General features: G+C 64.0%; 20 protein-coding genes. 13 read left to right on the top strand and 7 right to left on the bottom strand.

Features of this window, described 5'->3' with window-relative positions:
• Nucleotides 1-158 precede the first annotated feature (158 nt).
• A complete protein-coding gene (locus tag ASD42_RS15600) occupies nt 159-1343 on the top strand; it encodes an alanine--tRNA ligase-related protein (RefSeq protein WP_056817218.1) in 1185 nt (394 codons plus the stop codon).
• A 135-nt stretch (nt 1344-1478) separates the two neighbouring features.
• On the opposite strand, the gene ASD42_RS15595 is transcribed toward ASD42_RS15600, so the two are convergent.
• The gene (locus ASD42_RS15595) at nt 1479-2234 is read right to left on the bottom strand and encodes a phosphotransferase family protein (protein WP_200950463.1); all 756 of its coding nucleotides are present in this window, start codon (nt 2232-2234) and stop codon (nt 1479-1481) included.
• A 224-nt stretch (nt 2235-2458) separates the two neighbouring features.
• On the opposite strand from ASD42_RS15595, the gene ASD42_RS15585 reads away from it, so the two are divergent.
• Together ASD42_RS15585 and ASD42_RS15580 are read left to right on the top strand one after the other, a co-directional pair.
• Nucleotides 2459-2866 carry a PPOX class F420-dependent oxidoreductase gene (locus ASD42_RS15585; RefSeq protein ID WP_056817213.1) on the top strand — a complete coding sequence of 136 codons (408 nt, stop codon included), beginning with the start codon at nt 2459-2461 and terminating at the stop codon, nt 2864-2866.
• Nucleotides 2867-3073: 207 nt separating this feature from the next.
• Nucleotides 3074-3412 carry a hypothetical protein gene (locus ASD42_RS15580; protein ID WP_056817211.1) on the top strand — a complete coding sequence of 113 codons (339 nt, stop codon included), beginning with the start codon at nt 3074-3076 and terminating at the stop codon, nt 3410-3412.
• 138 nt (nt 3413-3550) lie between these two features.
• Here ASD42_RS15580 and ASD42_RS15575 read toward each other — a convergent pair whose 3' ends face one another.
• A complete protein-coding gene (locus tag ASD42_RS15575; RefSeq protein WP_200950462.1) occupies nt 3551-4012 on the bottom strand; it encodes a nuclear transport factor 2 family protein in 462 nt (153 codons plus the stop codon).
• A gap of 146 nt (nt 4013-4158) precedes the next feature.
• Between ASD42_RS15575 and ASD42_RS34410 the strand changes: the two genes are divergently transcribed.
• The 5 genes from ASD42_RS34410 (at nt 4159) to ASD42_RS15550 (ending at nt 8222) form a co-directional block, all read left to right on the top strand.
• The gene (locus ASD42_RS34410) at nt 4159-4311 is read left to right on the top strand and encodes a hypothetical protein (protein WP_156677477.1); all 153 of its coding nucleotides are present in this window, start codon (nt 4159-4161) and stop codon (nt 4309-4311) included.
• A gap of 482 nt (nt 4312-4793) precedes the next feature.
• Nucleotides 4794-4961: a CsbD family protein gene (locus tag ASD42_RS33825; RefSeq protein WP_174551946.1), complete on the top strand. Its 168-nt coding sequence runs from the start codon at nt 4794-4796 to the stop codon at nt 4959-4961.
• A gap of 88 nt (nt 4962-5049) precedes the next feature.
• Complete coding sequence (locus tag ASD42_RS15565; protein WP_056817205.1) at nt 5050-5889, top strand: DUF1206 domain-containing protein; 840 nt, start codon at nt 5050-5052, stop codon at nt 5887-5889.
• Nucleotides 5890-6131: 242 nt separating this feature from the next.
• Nucleotides 6132-7280, top strand: a complete 1149-nt coding sequence (locus tag ASD42_RS15560; protein WP_235569583.1) for a lipase family protein — start codon at nt 6132-6134, stop codon at nt 7278-7280.
• 627 nt (nt 7281-7907) lie between these two features.
• A complete protein-coding gene (locus ASD42_RS15550; RefSeq protein ID WP_056817199.1) occupies nt 7908-8222 on the top strand; it encodes a hypothetical protein in 315 nt (104 codons plus the stop codon).
• Between the two features lie 116 nt (nt 8223-8338).
• On the opposite strand, the gene ASD42_RS15545 is transcribed toward ASD42_RS15550, so the two are convergent.
• On the bottom strand, nt 8339-9178 hold the full coding sequence (locus tag ASD42_RS15545) for a LysR family transcriptional regulator (protein WP_056817324.1): 840 nt from the start codon (nt 9176-9178) through the stop codon (nt 8339-8341).
• Between the two features lie 105 nt (nt 9179-9283).
• Here ASD42_RS15545 and ASD42_RS15540 point away from each other — a divergent pair, with 105 nt between their 5' ends.
• The 4 genes from ASD42_RS15540 (at nt 9284) to ASD42_RS15525 (ending at nt 12429) form a co-directional block, all read left to right on the top strand.
• Entirely contained in the window at nt 9284-10009 is a 726-nt protein-coding gene (locus ASD42_RS15540) for an SDR family NAD(P)-dependent oxidoreductase (RefSeq protein ID WP_056817321.1), read from the top strand.
• Between the two features lie 234 nt (nt 10010-10243).
• Nucleotides 10244-10681 (top strand): DUF6086 family protein, encoded by a 438-nt coding sequence (locus ASD42_RS15535; protein WP_056817196.1) that lies wholly within the window; start codon nt 10244-10246, stop codon nt 10679-10681.
• 317 nt (nt 10682-10998) lie between these two features.
• Nucleotides 10999-11856 carry a tyrosine-protein phosphatase gene (locus ASD42_RS15530; RefSeq protein ID WP_056817192.1) on the top strand — a complete coding sequence of 286 codons (858 nt, stop codon included), beginning with the start codon at nt 10999-11001 and terminating at the stop codon, nt 11854-11856.
• A 231-nt stretch (nt 11857-12087) separates the two neighbouring features.
• Entirely contained in the window at nt 12088-12429 is a 342-nt protein-coding gene (locus ASD42_RS15525) for a DUF5713 family protein (RefSeq protein WP_056817189.1), read from the top strand.
• Between the two features lie 75 nt (nt 12430-12504).
• Here ASD42_RS15525 and ASD42_RS15520 read toward each other — a convergent pair whose 3' ends face one another.
• Nucleotides 12505-13008: a hypothetical protein gene (locus tag ASD42_RS15520; protein WP_218019075.1), complete on the bottom strand. Its 504-nt coding sequence runs from the start codon at nt 13006-13008 to the stop codon at nt 12505-12507.
• Nucleotides 13009-13656: 648 nt separating this feature from the next.
• Nucleotides 13657-14265 (bottom strand): TetR/AcrR family transcriptional regulator, encoded by a 609-nt coding sequence (locus tag ASD42_RS15515; RefSeq protein WP_084787158.1) that lies wholly within the window; start codon nt 14263-14265, stop codon nt 13657-13659.
• Between the two features lie 61 nt (nt 14266-14326).
• Here ASD42_RS15515 and ASD42_RS15510 point away from each other — a divergent pair, with 61 nt between their 5' ends.
• Nucleotides 14327-15088 (top strand): hypothetical protein, encoded by a 762-nt coding sequence (locus ASD42_RS15510; RefSeq protein WP_056817317.1) that lies wholly within the window; start codon nt 14327-14329, stop codon nt 15086-15088.
• A 92-nt stretch (nt 15089-15180) separates the two neighbouring features.
• Here the strand turns inward: ASD42_RS15510 and ASD42_RS15505 are convergent, their stop codons facing one another.
• Both ASD42_RS15505 and ASD42_RS15500 read right to left on the bottom strand, forming a co-directional pair.
• The gene (locus ASD42_RS15505) at nt 15181-16401 is read right to left on the bottom strand and encodes an RNA polymerase sigma factor (RefSeq protein ID WP_056817184.1); all 1221 of its coding nucleotides are present in this window, start codon (nt 16399-16401) and stop codon (nt 15181-15183) included.
• Entirely contained in the window at nt 16398-16769 is a 372-nt protein-coding gene (locus tag ASD42_RS15500; RefSeq protein ID WP_056817183.1) for a YciI family protein, read from the bottom strand. The genes ASD42_RS15505 and ASD42_RS15500 overlap by 4 nt, the downstream gene beginning before the upstream one ends.
• Between the last annotated feature and the right edge of the window lie 3 nt (nt 16770-16772).

Below are 16772 nucleotides of genomic sequence, written 5' to 3'. Positions count from 1 at the left end.
TGCCGCGACCGCACGAGCTCTCAGCTCGCCGGTCGCTGCCTGACCTCTTTCTTCCACGCCGGCGGCCGGAAACGGTCCGCTGGTTTGCGTCGGTCATGTTGCCGGACTTGCCGTGTGCGGTCGCTTCCGGTCGATTTCACATCGATGGAGCAACCACCATGATCACGACAGAACAAACAGTTCAGACTTTCCTCGACTTCTTCCGCGAACGCGGGCATGAAATCACGCCAGGCGGATCGCTCATTCCCTCGCCGGATGACCCGGTGCTGTTCACCACCTCCGGGATGCACCCGTTGACTCCATATCTGATGGGCCGACCCCACCCGCTCGGCCAGCGGCTCACCGGCCTGCAACGATGCCTGCGCACCACCGATCTCGATGAGATCGGCGACGACACCCACCTCACCGTGTTCGAAATGCTCGGGTCCTGGTCACTGGGCGACTACGGCGGCCCGCGGAGCCTGCGTTGGGGATTCGAACTGCTGCGCGACGGCTTCGGCATCGACCCCTGCCGGATGCACGTGACGGTCTACGGCGGTGACGACCAGGTCGAGCCCGACCACGAGTCGTGGCGCACGTGGGATGAACTGGGGTTGCCGGTCGAACCGACCACTGACGAGAACTGGTGGTCCAACGGCCCGACCGGACTCTGCGGGCCCGATTCCGAGATCTTCGTCTGGACGGGAGACGAAAGACCGCAGGGCACACCGACATCCGATGACCGGTGGGTGGAGGTGTGGAACCACGTCATGATGCGCTACGTCCGGCATCCCGACGGCAGTCTCGAACCGATGCGCCAACCCGGTATCGACACCGGCCTTGGTGTGGAACGGCTGGTGCGAATCCTGCAGAACACGCAGTCCGTCTTCGAGATCGATGTTTTCGAGCCCTGGCTCACCACCCTGCCCAGAATCTGGGGCCCACTGGACGAGCGGTCGCTGCGACTGCTGTCGGACCATCTGCGATCGGGCATCGTCGTCCTCGGCGATCGCGTCACACCATCCCCGTCCGGCCGCGGTCACATACTCCGCCGCTTGATCCGCCGCACCCTGACCACGCTGTGGCGCGACGATCCGACCCGCACCCTGTCCGACTTACCGATCGAGCTCGTGGAACACACCCTCGGGCATTTCCAGCAATCTGTTGACCCCCACGAGGTGCGCACCGTCCTGCTCGACGAGGAACGAAAATTCGACCTACTACTCCAACGCGGACGAAAAGTCTTGTCCCACCGCCGATTCACCGGCCCCTTGACCGACGACGACTACCACTACCTGCACGATACCCACGGTCTGCCCCGCGATCTCGTGGTGCTCCTGAACACGGAACCCGGTGTCGGCTGATTGCCGTCGCGGGCTGATCCGATCAGCGCCGTAACATGGCAAGCAACTGCTCCGCATCGCACCCGACCCACTGTCGTCGAACGTTCGGCGCATCACCTTTGTGCCTGATCGAATCTGCAGGGCGGGGCGTTCCTGTCAGCCTCGCATCGCTTGGGTTCTCAGCACGTCGACCTCGCAGCCTGGCGAGGTCGGGTCGAAACCGTGCTCGACCAGCCAGCGGACCCCGCGCAGACTGCGCAACGACCACCACGCGCGGATCACGTCGAGGTCTACGTCGCTGCCGTAACCGGCGACCACGTCGCCGAGGTGTTCCTCGTGTCCGAGTGTCAAGGTGGCGAGGTCGTACAGGGGATCGCCGCGAGCTGCCTCGGACCAGTCGATGATGCCGGTGACCTCGTCACCGTCGACGAACACGTGGGCGACCTGGAGGTCGCCATGAGTGAAGGCGGGTGTCCACGGTCGGAGCGCAGCCTCGGCAGCTCGGCGGTTGTATGCGACCACGTCGGCGGCAACCACCCTGCTCTCGGCAAGCCATGCACATTCGTGGTCGAGTTCCGTCGCGATCTCGTCGACGCTGCGACCGGGCCACGGCGGGAGCGGCGCGTCGTGCAGCATACGGACGGCGGCACCTGCGGCGGCCCACGCCGCCGACGACGCGGTCGACGGCTCACCGAGGCGACCGAGCGCCTTCCCCGGTATCGCGGCGAGCGCGAGCACAGGCGGCTTGCGCCACAAGACCTCCGGAGTCGGGATCGGCGCCATGGCCATTGCCTCGACCTCGACATCGGTATTCGACTGATCAGCATCGATCTTCAGGAACACATCGCCGACCCGCAAGGTCGCGCGCTCGTGATGGGCGACAAGGACCTCGACTTCTTTCACGTCGGCCATTATGGCTGGGATGAACACAGACGCCGCCGTGTTTATCGCCGACAAACGGTTGGTCGCGGGCTCACCGACGAAGGTGACGTCGATATCCGATCAATTAGTCATGCATTCGACGAGGCGCAGAACATCGGCCGATTCGCTCGGGGTCGCGGCATTTCAGGACGGATATGTCCTGAGCGAACTCAACTGATTCGAAATGCGTGGTCGATAGGGGATAATCCGATGGCATGAGCTTCACGGATGCCGAAGTCGACTATCTCCGGTCACAGCCGCTCGCTCGCCTCGCCACCCGAGCTGCGGATGGACAGCCCGACGTTGTGCCAGTCGCTGTCGAATTCGACGGCACCTGCTTCTGGGTCGGCGGTGGTGCAACGTTCCCCGGGACGCGCAAGGCACGCAATGTCGCTGCGGGCAACGTCGAGGTGGCACTGGTCGTCGATGACGTGATCTCGATCGATCCGTTCATAGCCCGCGGTCTCCGCGTCTACGGTCGCGCCGAACCGCCCGTCGAGCGAGTGGGCATGGTGGGGCCGGGCTTCTATCTACGAATAACTCCCGTGCAGTCCTGGAGTTGGAACCTCGCCGGTGAGCCAGTCGGTGACCAGTGGTACGACACCCGCCACGCCTGGCACTGACGACCGTGCGTTCGGCTAGTGGGCGCCACGACCGCACTCACCTCAGCGATTTCGGCTGACGCGCCGGACCAGCGGCCGGTTGTGGTCGAGTCCGCTTCGGCGTCATACCAGGTGGGACACTTATCCAGCGCTTGGGCCCGAGTGCTTGTCACCAGTTGTGCTGTCTTCGAATACCCCGTGGACCATTCGACCGATGGGAGAACAGGCATGACGATCACTAGCGGTGTCCGGCGGTACGGATCTCTCGCTGCTGTCCTGGCGAGCACGACGGCGGTGGTGGTGGGGCTGTGCGGCCCAGCCAGTGCCGCTACCGGCGGGTTCGATTACCGCGACCTCAACGTCGAGGGACTGACGCGCGCCTTGATCGACCCACCTGCTGGAAAATGCATCCCACTGCTGGCTCCGGCACGGCAGATGGACAACCAGACCGATGTTGTGGTTCAACTGTTTTCGAACGCGACGTGCGGCAGCCGCATCAGCGTCCTCCAGCCGGACATGACAACCACTACGGGTCCTCTCGTCGCAGCTGTGGTCTTCAACGGCTAGCCCGATCATGACCGGTAGCCGTACCGCGTGAACTCCGCCGACGCCGTTTCTCCGCGGCGTCGGCGGGGGAGTGCGATTCGGTCAGCCGGTCTCCACCTCGAGTGAACGCTTCGCCCAGCGGCATTTCCGTGTGTTTGGTTACGTCGTGCTGTCGAGCTCGCCTGTAGACGGCAAACAGGCATCGGCGATTGTCGCGGTGTCCCAGTAGAAAGGTCGGATCTCGGTGATCTGCCCACCGGTCACGGTGATTGTCTGCAGGATAGGGAAATCCAGCTCTTGACCGCTGGCCCGGGACCGGGCGTGCACGTGCGTCAGGACGACGAGCGGACTGGAATCGGACAGGAACGTCTGTTCAGCCAATTCGAATCGGTCCCAGGTCGCGCTCATCGCAAGGAAGAAGCGTTCCAGACCGTCATGGCCGTGCCAGATTCCCCCGTAAGGGAGAGCGTCTGCCTGCCACAGCACGACAGCCGGCGCGAAGAACGGAGCAAGCGTGGCAAACGAAGCTGCGCCGGGTCCACCAGCAGCGAGATACTCGGCCTCGGCCTGGTACATGCGCTCGAGGACGAGCCTGGGCGAGTCTTCGGAAGATGCGGTCATGGCTATCACTATCGGTGTGCTGTCCACGGCTTGCTGGCGATAATCGGACGGCACAATCGGTCATTCCGCGACACACGCTCATCGGCACTACCGTGCGTTGGGCTGAGCCTCGGTCCGGTCGGCCGAACCTCGCGGCAAGCGCGGACATGTCACTAATTGTCGAACTGCTGGCGATCCAGATCGGCCATGCCATACCCACCGCCGTGGCGAAATCGGAGATGTCGATTACCGGTGACGTCGGCGTGAATCTAGGACAGAAGCTGACCTACATGGTTCCTGTGGTCGAAGACGAGTCGTAGGCCGATCTGCAGGAGGAATCATGGCTGTCGAACAGGTCCCCGCGGGCTTTCGGGGCCGAGAAACTGGGGCGAGTCGTCGACGCTCGCGGGCGCAGCGGGCATGCCGAGGTGCGCATCGGGGATGCCGTGGTGATGCTTTTCGACCGTGACACGAGCTGGCCCGCGACCCCGGCGTTTCTGCGGTTGTACGTGGAGGATGCGCGCGCCGCGCACCGGCAGGCCGTGGCCGCCGGGGCCGTGTCGCCAGAGGAGTTGGAGCGACGTTTCACTGATCCGGGTTTCACCGCGGCGATGGAGTACATGCAGCGTCTGAGACCGCGATCTTCCCTGGCTGAGAATGCGGTCAGTCGCCACCTGTCGGTGTCCACTCGCCCCGCGAGCGCCCGTAATCCTGGCTCCCCGGTCGACGTGTGTTCTCTCTCCTCGATCGGGGGTATCCCTGTCTTGACTGGATCTCACACAGCTAGGAAACCGCCATGAGCATGAGCAAGAAGATCGCGAATTCCGTCGAGGCCACCAAGGGGCGGATGAAGAGGGCGTATGGTCGCGCCACTGGCAACCGAAGCCTAGAGGCCGAAGGTCGGGCCGAACAGGTCAAGGGCAACCTGAAACAGTCCGCCGCCAAGATCAAAGACGCCTTCAAGAACTAGCTTCCCCCGAACGAGACCTCACAGTAGATCTCGCGCGCCGACCGTTGCGGACCACCTCGACGGATCCATCACACGGGGGTATATCACCATGCCGAACAACACTGTCTCTCCATCGTCGTACGACAACTCGTCCAGCACCGTGGCCAAGGTGGCCCAGAACAGCATCTTCGAACGATTCGCCCGCGCGGGCTTCGTCATGAGCGGGCTCGTGCACCTGTTCATCGGCTACATCGCCATCCGGCTCGCCCTCGGCGGCGGGGGTGGCACAGCCGACCAATCGGGGGCCATGGCCGAACTGGCCGCCAAGCCGGGCGGTGTCCTCGCGCTCTGGATCGGAGTCGTGGCGTTCTCGCTGATGGCGTTGTGGCGGCTCGCCGAAGCGGCACTCGGCAGCTCCTCCAAACCGGACTCCGACAGCAAGAAATCCGAGGCCGTCAATCGCGTCAAGGCATTCTCCTTGGCGGTGGTCTACCTCGGTTTCGCCATCTCCGCTTTCGGATTCGCTCGCGGTGCGGGCAAATCCAGCAGCGAGCAGAGCACGGGAATCACCGCTGCGATGATGCAGTCGAGCGTGGGTACGATCGCCCTCGTCGCCGCCGGGTTGATCATCATCGCGATCGGCGGCTATCACGTGTACAAGGGTGCGACCCAGAGCTTCCTCGATGACTTGCACGGCTCCCCGAGCAACCTGGTTCGTCGGTTGGGCACGGTGGGATACATCGCGAAGGGATTGGCCGTCGCGGCCATCGGATTGCTGGTGATCATCGCGGTGGGTCGATCCGATCCCAACGAAGCCAGCGGACTCGACGGCGCGTTCAAAACCCTGGGGGCACAGCCTTTCGGAGCGACCCTGTTGATCGCGGCAGGCCTGGGCATCATCACCTACGGCCTCTACAGTTTCGCCATGGCGCGATACACCAAGATGTAGCTGACTCTGTGTAGCGCCAGACCGGCCATCGGGATATCGCTGGGGGAGGGGTTCGTACCCGGCCTTGTGGGCGGGACTTCCCCGCAACTCGGGTATCGAATCCCGTCGAATGCACTACGCTCGCGGACGCAAACTAGAACAGGTTCTCGGGGTGGGAGTGTGGGATGCGGACGGTGGCGGCTTTGCGGGCGACGGTAGTCGGCGCAGTTTTCGCGCTGGTAACGGCTTGCGCAGGATCGGCAATGGCAGTGCCACTGCCGGAACAGGATTCGTTCTACGCCGAGCCAAGTGGTCTCGCGGACCTACCCAACGGGACAGTGCTCACGTCTCGAGTGATCGAACCGGAGTCGTTCCTGCAGCCGCTGCCGGCAGATGCGTGGCAGGTGCAGTACAAGACGATCGACAATCATGGGTCACCCCGCGCCTACATCGCGACAGTTCTTGTACCGCAACAAGAATGGACCGGAGGCGGTCCGCGTCCGCTCCTGTCGTACCAGGTCGCCGAAGACGGTGTCGGCTCGAAATGCGCACCCTCCTACGCGCTGCGCGGTGGGATCGAGGGCGTCCCGAGCAACGCGTATACCGAGACCGGCATGATTCGGTTTGCACTGCAACAAGGGTGGGCTCTGGTCGTGCCGGACTATCAGGGGCCCGACTCCGATCTGTTCGGTGCCGACGGCTATGTCCACGGCATCCTGGACGGCATTCGCGCCGCGAGAGCGTTCGCGCCGGCGAATGTCGACCCCGCAGGGCCGATCGGCATGTGGGGATATTCCGGCGGGGCACAGGCCACCGCTATCGCAGCGCAAGCGCAAACTACCTACGCCCCGGATCTGAGATTGGCAGGTGTGGCGCTGGGCGGGATCGTCGCCGACCTGGAGGCCACCATGTCCGGCTTCAGTGGTGGAATCGCCGGCGGGGCGGCTGTGGTCGGGCTGGTGGGGTTGAACCGATCCTATCCGGAAGCCGATGTGGCTCAGTACCTCAATGAATCCGGCCGCGGAATGTTGGCCGCAAGCCAAGGCGATTGCCTGCTCGACGCCGCAATCGCGTATCCCTTCCTCGATGCGGCGGCGCTGGAAGCTTGGCCTGGATCGATTACGAACAACACCGAATTGAGCAAGGTGGTTCGGATGGCCAGTCCTTTGTTCCGCCCGGGCGTACCCGCCGCGCCGGTGCTGCTCCATCACGCCGTCGCTGACGAGTTCGCGCCCATCGGCTCGGCACGGGCGCTGGCCGGAAAGTATTGTGCCGCTGGGGTTCCGGTGCAGCTGGTGGAGAATTCGGTCGGCGAGCACGGTACCGAAGCTGTGGTGGGATTGTCGACGGCCCTGACCTATCTCGGCGACCGATTCGCTGCGAAGCCGGCGGCAAGCACCTGCGCGCTCTAACGCTCGAGATCACCTCGGGCCGTTGGCTTTCGGACCTGCCGGATGGTCGATTCGAACAGCGGCATGAGGCAGGTCCGGGTGTTCCGCTGCACATCACCAGCACGCGGACCAGAGTCTTTTGCGGGGCGGGCTTAGACGGCCACCCCCCCAGGTTGGAAGAGGGTCTCCGCGGCCAGGAGGTTCGCCACGACATCCTCTCGGTCACCCGGTTCCGCGACCTCTAGCCCAAGAGTTAGCCCGCTGACGAACAAACCAACTTCAGCGTCTGAGCAACCACCATTGATCGGCACCCATGAATAGGGGTCGGCCGAGGAGACCGGCCATGGTTGTGGCGGCTCGAAGTCGAAGTTCGGTACCTCGACGACAGCCTGCATCTTGATCACCTGGCCACTGAAGCAGAATCAGCCGGGTATGTCCTCCAATTTACGGCGTCGCGCGGGAGCTCCGGAATGCTTCGCGCTGTACGGAGTTCCTGCGGTGTATCGGGGGCCAGCCCGATCATCGGCATTTAGGTGCGTTCGGCTTAGCCTTCGTCCGGCCGGGCTGAACTGCACGAGAGGCGGCAATAGGGCATTGGCCAGGCGCCGAATCGAGTGTCTCTCAAGCCCTGCGTAGCATCTGGTCATCATGGACGGCAGGGAGATCGTAGCTACGGGTTCGTGGTTGTATGACGACGTCGTTCTCATGCCGGTGTTAGTCGTCCGTCTCGATTACGACCTCTGGTACGAGGTGGCCCGAGACGCGGGCACACTCGCGGAAGATGAGGAGCCGTTCCTTGATTCGGCCGGGCATGCCTACTACGTGTCTTTCAAAGCCCTCCGCAACGATGCGTCATTCTGGCCTGATTCCGGGCCGCACCGTTCGGTTGATGATGCGCGGATAACGGCAGAATCGAGGGTGCCCTCTCCGATCACTTGGCAGTCTGGTGAATCGCTTCCCTGAAAGATCATTGCTCGAAGCGTCGCGATCCGTCTGGCACGCGCGCCGCAGTCCGCACTGAAATCGGCAGATGTGGACGTTCGTGACCGTGTAACAGGCGGAATTTGCGGCTGCTATCGCTAAAGGCGTGTCGCCGTACGGACCAGTGCGGCGACGGTTTTGGATCTGCTCTGTGGTGGCCAGGCGATGACGGTCGTCACGGCCGGTGCGTCCGGCACCGGCACGATGGCGTGATCGTCGCGTAGCTGGGCGCGGAGCGACTCAGGCATAACCGCGCAGGCCCGTCCGAGTGTGATCAGCTGGGTCAACTGGGTGTGGTCGCGAACCTGTGGTCCGGGGCCGTCTGGATAACTTCCATCCGGTCGAGGCCAGCGCGGCAGCGGCAGGTCGGTCAGGGCGTCGACCTCGGCCATCGATAGGTGGGGTCGGATGGCGAGAGGATGTCCCGCGGGTAGGACGACGATCTGCTGTTCGGTGTGCAAGTCCTCGGTGTCGAATCCGGTTGTGGTGTCGTAGGGCCGGTGGAGCAGAGCAACGTCGGCACTCCCGTTGCGTAGCAGTCTCTCCGGTTCGCCGGGTCCGCAGAGCACCACCTCGACTGCGACAGCGCAGGGATCGGCGGCGTAGGCGTCCAGCAGCTTCGACAACAGTTCGCGCGAGGCGCCCGCCTTGGTGGCCAGCACGACACCGGGCAGGTCGGCAGCGGCGCGGCGGGTGCGGCGCTCGGCGGCTTCGACCGCTTCGAGAGCGATCCGGGCCTCCCGCAGCAGCACCGACCCGGCCTCGGTCAACGTGATCGCGCGAGTATTGCGGTGCAGCAGAACGACTCCGAGTCGCCGTTCGAGTTGCTGGATCGCCCGCGAGAGCGGCGGTTGCGCCATCGCGAGCCGTTGTGCCGCCCGCCCGAAGTGCAACTCCTCGGCGACCGCGACGAAGTATCGCAACTCCCGCGTCTCCACCGGGTGATCGTATCCGGCGCTCACCACTACCGATACCCGTGCGGTATCGTCGCCCACCCGATCGGTCTTGGACGCCCCACCCGAGTTCGCAACATGATCAACGGCATGAGTGAACCGACGATCGCGCTGGTGACCGGCGCGAACAAAGGAATCGGATACGAGATCGCGGTAGGTCTGGGCGCGCTTGGCTGGCGAATCGGGGTGGGCGCGAGGGATCGACACCGCCGCGAGATTGCGGTGGAGAAACTGTGCGCGGCGGGGACCGACGCGTTCGGCGTGCCGCTCGACGTGGACGACGACGTGAGTGTCGCTGCCGCGGCCGAGCTGATCGCCGACTATGCCGGAGGGCTCGACGTCTTGGTCAACAATGCCGCGATCACCGGCGGTATGCCACAGACACCCACGGCGGTCGATCCTGCGACCGTGCGAGCTGTCGTGGAAACCAACGTGATCGGCGTCATCCGGGTCACCAACGCGATGCTGCCCATGCTGCGCGGCTCGGCCTCACCGCGAATCGTCAACATGTCCAGTAGCGTGGGTTCGCTCGCCCTGCAGACCACGCCCGGCATCGACATGGGCCCGGTCCCCGCTGCGTACTCGGCGTCGAAGACCTTCCTCAATGCCGTCACTCTCCAATACGTCAAGGAACTGAGCGACACCAACATCCTGATCAACTCCGGCTGCCCCGGTTTCACCGCCACTGACCTCAACGGCTTGCGCGGGGTCCGTACACCGCAGCAGGGGGCGGCGATCGCGATTCACCTCGCGACCCTGCCCGATGACGGACCGACCGGCGGATTCTTCGACGACGCTGGAGGAGTGCCCTGGTGAGGGCACAGCGGTGAGAATCCTTCCGTTCTCGTAGTCAGCTGCAGGACAATGACATCGGCTGCACATCCGATATTCGGCAGACCAGTGCGTTCGCGAACGCGCGAGTCGCGGCAAGCGGACGTCCGAGTCGAGACGACTGTGCGGCAATCTGGGATCGTGTACGGCCCAGTTGTTGCCGTGAGCGGCTTCGAATTGGATAGACCATGAGTTGTTCAGTGGCAGACAGGCGGTCGGATGAGTCAGTACTACGAGCTGGACGGGACCACACTGTGGAATCCCTCGAACGGCGCTTCACGGCTGTTCTTGAACCAGGTGGGATTCTTCGAGGAGGAACTCGGTGTTTCCTCAGGGATCGGCCCGATGGAATCGGACGCGTGTGAGGTCACTCCTGTTGTGCTGGAAGTGTTTTTGGCGACCGTTCTAGCCTGGCGTGGCCGTACTGGTAATGCTGTTGTGCAGGCGTTGTCTGACGGGTTTCTCGCCACGCTGTTGGTCATTGCCGAGCGGGCTGGCATCACAATGTCTTGGGCTGCTCTGGCCGACGGCGGAACGGGCGGGATGCAAGACGTGCAGGTTCGTTCAAGTCCGTTGTCGGGCGACGGCGGCGAGTTCGAATGGAGCGCCACTGTTCGTGAGCACGCACGTCAGCTCGACAGCTTCATGGCGCGCTAACACGGCCGCCCGCGAAGGAACAAGGCAGCGGGATGCTGCCGCAACTGATCGGTATCGAGTCCGTCTGCGGTTCTGTAGGCAGTACATCAGAACCAGATCAGAGCTGAAGTAACTTGGTAGACAACGAAATCCGGTGCGAGTCGACGGCCGACTCGCACCGGATTTCTGTTCTCCGAAAGGCCGATCGGGCACGGCCTGTCGTTCAGACGACTACTCCGTTTACCGAACGTTACCCACCGATTCGCTGGACTCAATGTCTACTGAGTGGTTACCTCGTATGACCAATCGCTTGATCGGTTCTCGATGAGGAGCCCCAGATGTTCAGAACTATTCGCCGTGCCATCGTGGCTCTCGCGCTGTGCTGCGGCCTGTTCGCCGCGATTTCCTGCACCGCCGCGAACCCGCAACAGCCTGTCGCCGCCGACGCGCCGCGCTTGGCCGGCGCCGACAACTTCCGCGACATAGCGGGCACCGGTGCGGGATACGTGGCACAGGGCAGTCACCGCGTGCGCAAGGGCGCGGTCTACCGGTCCAACGCGTTGACGTTCGGCGACGCCGACTTGGCGGCGGTCAAGGGGCTCGGCATCGCCGATGTGATCGACATGCGCAATGCTTCGGAGATCGCCAAGGCTCCCGACCGGGTCCCGCCGGGCGCGTCGTATGTCAACATTCCGATCCTGGCCGGCGATGTCAGCCAGATCCCGGGCGGTATCACCAGTCCCGAGCAGGCAGCCGAATTGCTTCGCACCGCCAACCGGATGTTCGTCACCGATGCCGCAGCCCGAGAAGGCTTGGCGCAGAGTCTGACTCGCATCGCCGAGCAGCCGGGTCCGGTCGTGATCCATTGCACCGCGGGCAAAGACCGCACCGGCTGGACGGCGTACCTGCTGCAGAGCCTGGTCGGCGTCGACGCGGACACGAGCATGAACGACTACCTGCTCACCAACGAGTACTCCGCAGCCTCGATCGAGGCTACGATCGCCCAGATTTCGGCGACCCGCGGACCCCAGGCGGCGGCCGTCTACCGCCCGTTCCTCGTGGTGGACCGCACCTATCTGGAGGCGGGCATCGCCCAGCTGAACTCGGACTACGGCACCGTCGACAAGTACCTGCGCGACGGTCTGGGCCTGCGCCCTGAGGTCGTCGACGCACTGCGGGCCAAACTCCTCCAGTAGTCGGGGAGAACGCCCCCGCCGGAACGGTACTTCGGCGGGACGTCGGGTTCACCTGGTCAGCCCGATTGGGGTCAGCAGCTGTGAGCAGCCAGGTGCGCTTCGTCCGTATGCGCACGTCGCTGACACTTCGTGGTCAGTTCGGGCAGCGGGGTCAGAGGGCGGCGGTGACCGCGCAACTGTCGGTGGTGTCATACATGATCGACGCGTCACGCCGAGAGACGGAGAAGTGCCATGCCGATCACAAACCACCAGACCGCAGGGCATGCGTTCCTGCGAGAGATGTACGAGGACCCCTACTATCCCGATGCCGTGCTCGACCAGTGCAGGGCGGTCTTGCATCGGCTGTGCGAGACGATCGAGTCGGAGCGGCCATCTGATCTGGCGACCCTGTACGTGCTTACCCGAGCAGCGACGGCGGAGTTCAACGACTTGCAGGCCGAGTTCGAGGCGGCCGGTAGCGAAATCGAGACGGTCGCGCGCGAATCGATCGCCGCCGACTTCTGCTTGATCGCCTCGGCTTACGGGTTCACGGAGGCGGATTCCGAGGAACTGATCGCCGGGCGAGACTGGTGAGCTGCGGGTATCGTGCGTCGGGCCGAGCCTCGGTCCGGCCGGACGAACCGCACGGGAGTGGCAAACAGGGTGTTCTCAAGAGCGGTCTCGGTGATGCGCTTGCCCAACGGTCCGCTGCGACTCGGGCGTGTCGTGGGCGGTGACTGCGGCGTCGAGAACCTGGACAGCATTGTCGTACTGATCGCGGTCGAACAGGAATGGGCCGAATGCGGTGTAGTCACGAGTGGTGCGATAGGGCTGTTCGAAGCAGTCCCACACGACGAGGTCGCCGGTGAGGCTTATGCGCGTCAGCAGCGGCCAGCAGCCCAATTCCCCGCAACTGCAGGCAAGTACGGGGGTCTTCTCTCCCCTGAGGGAAGAGGAACCGTGGAAGTGGTCGGTCGCCGACGCGAACCGGAAGAATAGGGGAACAAGGCCTCCATACGCGTCACCCGCAGGCTCCATACCAGCGCAGATTTCGAAGGTATCGATGAGATCGGTCAGAGGGATGGTGTCGATGTGGGGCATGATCCGGTGGACGTCGGTACGTCCGGGCGGTCCTGGCCGATATTCGAACCCGATCTCGCTGATGGCTGTCAAACGCCTGCGCTGCACGCGCTTCCGGTCGCGGTCGATCCGCCCAATACCCGCGCGACGGCGCGCGTAGGGTGTCTGGGCTCTTACGGGGATCACCGCCCGAGGCGCACGACGCCCTTCTCAGTTGAAAGAATCACGGCATTAACGTATCCAGCACTCGCCCATCCCGCAAGGTGGATGCATCGGCAGATAGCTGCGTTCGCGAATAGGCTCGGTGTGTGTGGAGTACGAGGCGGTCTACTCGGTTATCTATCACGCGGTGGACGAGGGCAGCGATGACCCGGACAACCTGTATGCCGGTGTGCGATTCGTCAGGGAGGGCGAGCCGCTCGCGCATGCTGCGGCTCCGCCCGGAGGCGTTCCCGTTTGTGGAACCACCACACGATTCATCGTTCCGGGTGTGCCCTGGTCGGATCCTGTTTCGGGTGAGTACAGACGTTGCCCGGAATGTGAGGTGCTGCGCCCTCGGGAGCGGGTGTTCATGTCGAGCCGTCGGCCAACTCCTTGGGCGAGGGCTCAATGTCGACCACTAAGCATGAAATTCGGCAGATGTGGACGTTCGTGACTGCGCAATAAGCGCCCGCGAGCGGACGTTCAGCTGAGACGCCCAGCCCGCGAGACACGCCCATCTTGCGATCTACGAGGCTCGCGTCATGATCGGCGCTTTGTTTCGGCTGAGCTGATCTCGCTTATGAGTTGTGTCGCGACGGTAGTCACATGGCTGGCGAAGGCATTCCGGTCGGTGCCGAGACTGCCTTCCGTCCACTCGACGAACAGTGAAATCAAGGCGCCGAAGAGTGCCGAAAAGTGCATGCGGACACTGGGATCGTCAGGGGAACCCACGATCCGATCACCCAGTGCGGCTGTCGCGATAGCCGGAATGGTTTCTCGCACATAGCCCCGCAGTCGCACATCCGCCACCGGCTCGACCAACAGGATGCGGCAGACACGAGGATCGGCCTCCATCAGGCGGGCGGCGGCCTCGAACACCGCGTGCAGGTCCTCGGATGCCACCCCTTGCGCAACAGCTTGTTGTAGGCGAGACAGCGCCGCCCGGTACACCGCGTGCAGCAGCACGTCTGTGTCGGCGAAGCTCTCGTAGAAGAACCGCTGACTCAGGCCCGCCGCCCGGCAGACGGACCTCATGCCCAGGGCGGAAACACCTTGCGTGCCAACTATTTCGACACCCACATCGATCAGCCGCGCCCGTCGGTCGGCGGCGCGGCTCTCAGCCGTCTGCCCTCCGTAACTCCTTGACACGGCAACACTTTACAACAACGATTATTCATCAGGAAGCATCTGCTTCCGGATGGAGAGGGTGATGTTCACCGACGAGCAGTTCCAACTGTCGCTGCGACAGCCGCGCCTGACGCAGCCGATACCGACAGTGCTGACGAACCGCGCCGAGCCGGTCGAAGTTCTCGATGAGGCCGCGTTGACCGTCATGACGCAGACGTGGTTCGACGAATACGAGAAGAAGATCGAGTTCTATGCCGACCACGGCCTCGATATCGCCTGGACCCTCGACTGGGCGAAGAAGTACTGGTGGAGCTGGCAGACCCGGGATATGAGCCACAACCACGAGCTCTACACACACGATCTCAGGTACAAGGATGTGACGACTCTCGGCGCGACCATGGTCGGCCTCGACGAATTCGTGGCCTACAACTTCGCGTTCTTCGATGCCATCCCCGACTGGCGCTACGACCCGATACCCGGACAGTGCTACATCGACCTGTCACCGGACGGTGAGGTCAGAATGGTCGTGCGCTACTACGGAAGTGGTCACATCGTCGGGCCGCTGAAGCTTCATCCCTACGGAGCGGACGCCCCCGCGATCCCTGGCAACGGCGCGTTCATCCAGTGCACCGCCGTGGACCGGTATCACTTCAACGCCGAACACCTGATGTACGAAGGCGAAACGCTCTACGACCTGCTCGACGGAGTTCAACTGGCCGGAATCGTACCGGGGCCTTCGACCACGGCTTTCAAATGGCTGATGCGCGGCGCAGGACTCGCAACCCGGACCATCACCAGACTTCGCCCTCCCGTCACCCGGCATCGCTCGACATCTATACGGTAATCGGCATGAGAGTGCATGCGCCATAAGCATGGGCGGATGCGTTCGCATTACGTGCGGCGTCCGTCTGGTGGTTTCACCTGAGCACACTGCAGTCAGTCGAGGTGATCGGCTTTAGCGCGTAGGTACCGTTGTTCGACCTGGTTACTGGTGAGGTCGGCGGCTTGGCGGAAAAGCCGGGCCGCGGGGCCGCGGTCGCCGGTTAGCTGGAGAAGATGAGCGCGAACAGCGTGTTCACGCTGCCGGGTGAGTGGATTGCAATCCAGGTTGTGGTGTCGGTTGAGGTCGTCGAGCAGCGCCAGCCCGCGCGCGGGGCCGTGTGCGCGGGCGACGGCCACGACCCGCGCGAGTTGAACGGACGGGGTCGGGGTGAGTCGTTCGAGCCACAGATAGAGCAGTGCGATCTGGGGCCAGTCGGTCCCGCCCGGCTCGCCTGCGGCGTGCAGCGCGGCGATGGCGGCCTGGATTTGGTAGGGGCCTGCCGGTCCGCGATTCCAGACGCTGTCGATGAGTGCGGTGCCTTCCACGATCAAATCGCGGTTCCAGCGAGCGGGATCCTGCTCGTCCAGGGGCACCAGTTCTCCGGCGTGCGTGCGTGCCGCGCGGCGGGATTCGGTAAGGAGCATCAGCGCGAGCAAGCCAGTCGTCTCGGCGTCGCTGGGGCCGGTGTCGAGCAGCATTCTGGTCAGCCGGACGGCTTCGGCGGTGAGGTCTACCCGGGTCAGTTCGCCGCCGGTGGTGGCGGTGTAGCCCTCGTTGAAGATGAGGTAGAGGACACGCCGGACCGCGGCCGAGCGCCTGTCGCGGTCGGCGTCGACCGGTGGGGTGAACCGTGCCCCGGCTTTGGCGAGTTGTTGTTTGGCGCGGCTGATCCGTCTGCTCATGGTGGCTTCGGTCGTGCCGTAGGCGTGCGCGATTTCGGCCGTTGTGAGTCCACCGACTGCACGCAGCGTCAAGGCTACTTGGGCGGTGTGGCTGAGCGCGGGATGACAACACAGCAACAGCAGGGTCAAGCTGTCGTCGACATTCGAGGGGTGCGCGGTCTGCAGCGGCTCGGCCTTGGCCGCCGCGTGGATTTCCCGGCGGCGGCGGGCCTGCTCCGCACGCAGCATATCGATCATCCGCCGGTAAGCGATCCGGATGAGGCGGCTGCGTGGGTTGTCCGGAATACCATCGACCGGCCACGACCGCGTCGCGCTCAGCAGCGCCTCCTGCACCGCCTCTTCGGCGATGTCGAAGTGCCCGAATCGGCGCACCACAGCCCCGAGGACCTGCGGTGCTTCGGCTCTCAGCAGGTCCTCGATCGCGGGGGTCACGCGGTGAACTCCGCACCCATGATCGGGCGGATCTCGATCGGTTCGCCGAGGGCCTCGACGATTCGGGAGGTGATCTCGACAGCGCGCTCGTGGCCTGCGACATCGATGACAGCGAAGCTGGCCAGAACCTCCTTCAATTCGGCGAAGGGTCCGTCGGTGGCGATCACGCCGTCGGCGGTCTTGCGAATAGTGGTGCTCACCACCGGATGGCCCAGACCCTCGGTGGCGACCAATTCCCCGGAGGCGATCAGTTCTTGCTCGAGCTGCTGATAGGTGGCGAAAGCGGCCAAAGCTTCCGCCGAGGGGCTGTCGGCATTTTCAGCGTCCCAGTCGGTCGCGGGGGTGTAGCCGAGCAGTAGATATTTCATGTT

It is taken from the genome of Nocardia sp. Root136 (genome assembly GCF_001427185.1).
GTDB classification, from domain to species: Bacteria; Actinomycetota; Actinomycetes; order Mycobacteriales; family Mycobacteriaceae; genus Nocardia; species Nocardia salmonicida.
This window is presented reverse-complemented; position numbering and strand designations above follow the sequence as displayed.

Excerpts from the sequence above, each read along its gene's own strand:
- ASD42_RS15600 (WP_056817218.1), top strand. The coding sequence starts at position 159 with ATGATCACGACAGAACAAACAGTTCAGACTTTCCTCGACTTCTTCCGC.
- ASD42_RS15595 (WP_200950463.1), bottom strand. The coding sequence starts at position 2,234 with ATGGCCGACGTGAAAGAAGTCGAGGTCCTTGTCGCCCATCACGAGCGC.
- ASD42_RS15585 (WP_056817213.1), top strand. The coding sequence starts at position 2,459 with ATGAGCTTCACGGATGCCGAAGTCGACTATCTCCGGTCACAGCCGCTC.
- ASD42_RS15580 (WP_056817211.1), top strand. The coding sequence starts at position 3,074 with ATGACGATCACTAGCGGTGTCCGGCGGTACGGATCTCTCGCTGCTGTC.
- ASD42_RS15575 (WP_200950462.1), bottom strand. The coding sequence starts at position 4,012 with ATGACCGCATCTTCCGAAGACTCGCCCAGGCTCGTCCTCGAGCGCATG.
- ASD42_RS34410 (WP_156677477.1), top strand. The coding sequence starts at position 4,159 with ATGTCACTAATTGTCGAACTGCTGGCGATCCAGATCGGCCATGCCATA.
- ASD42_RS33825 (WP_174551946.1), top strand. The coding sequence starts at position 4,794 with ATGAGCAAGAAGATCGCGAATTCCGTCGAGGCCACCAAGGGGCGGATG.
- ASD42_RS15565 (WP_056817205.1), top strand. The coding sequence starts at position 5,050 with ATGCCGAACAACACTGTCTCTCCATCGTCGTACGACAACTCGTCCAGC.
- ASD42_RS15560 (WP_235569583.1), top strand. The coding sequence starts at position 6,132 with ATGGCAGTGCCACTGCCGGAACAGGATTCGTTCTACGCCGAGCCAAGT.
- ASD42_RS15550 (WP_056817199.1), top strand. The coding sequence starts at position 7,908 with ATGGACGGCAGGGAGATCGTAGCTACGGGTTCGTGGTTGTATGACGAC.
- ASD42_RS15540 (WP_056817321.1), top strand. The coding sequence starts at position 9,284 with ATGAGTGAACCGACGATCGCGCTGGTGACCGGCGCGAACAAAGGAATC.
- ASD42_RS15535 (WP_056817196.1), top strand. The coding sequence starts at position 10,244 with ATGAGTCAGTACTACGAGCTGGACGGGACCACACTGTGGAATCCCTCG.
- ASD42_RS15530 (WP_056817192.1), top strand. The coding sequence starts at position 10,999 with ATGTTCAGAACTATTCGCCGTGCCATCGTGGCTCTCGCGCTGTGCTGC.
- ASD42_RS15525 (WP_056817189.1), top strand. The coding sequence starts at position 12,088 with ATGCCGATCACAAACCACCAGACCGCAGGGCATGCGTTCCTGCGAGAG.
- ASD42_RS15510 (WP_056817317.1), top strand. The coding sequence starts at position 14,327 with ATGTTCACCGACGAGCAGTTCCAACTGTCGCTGCGACAGCCGCGCCTG.
- ASD42_RS15500 (WP_056817183.1), bottom strand. The coding sequence starts at position 16,769 with ATGAAATATCTACTGCTCGGCTACACCCCCGCGACCGACTGGGACGCT.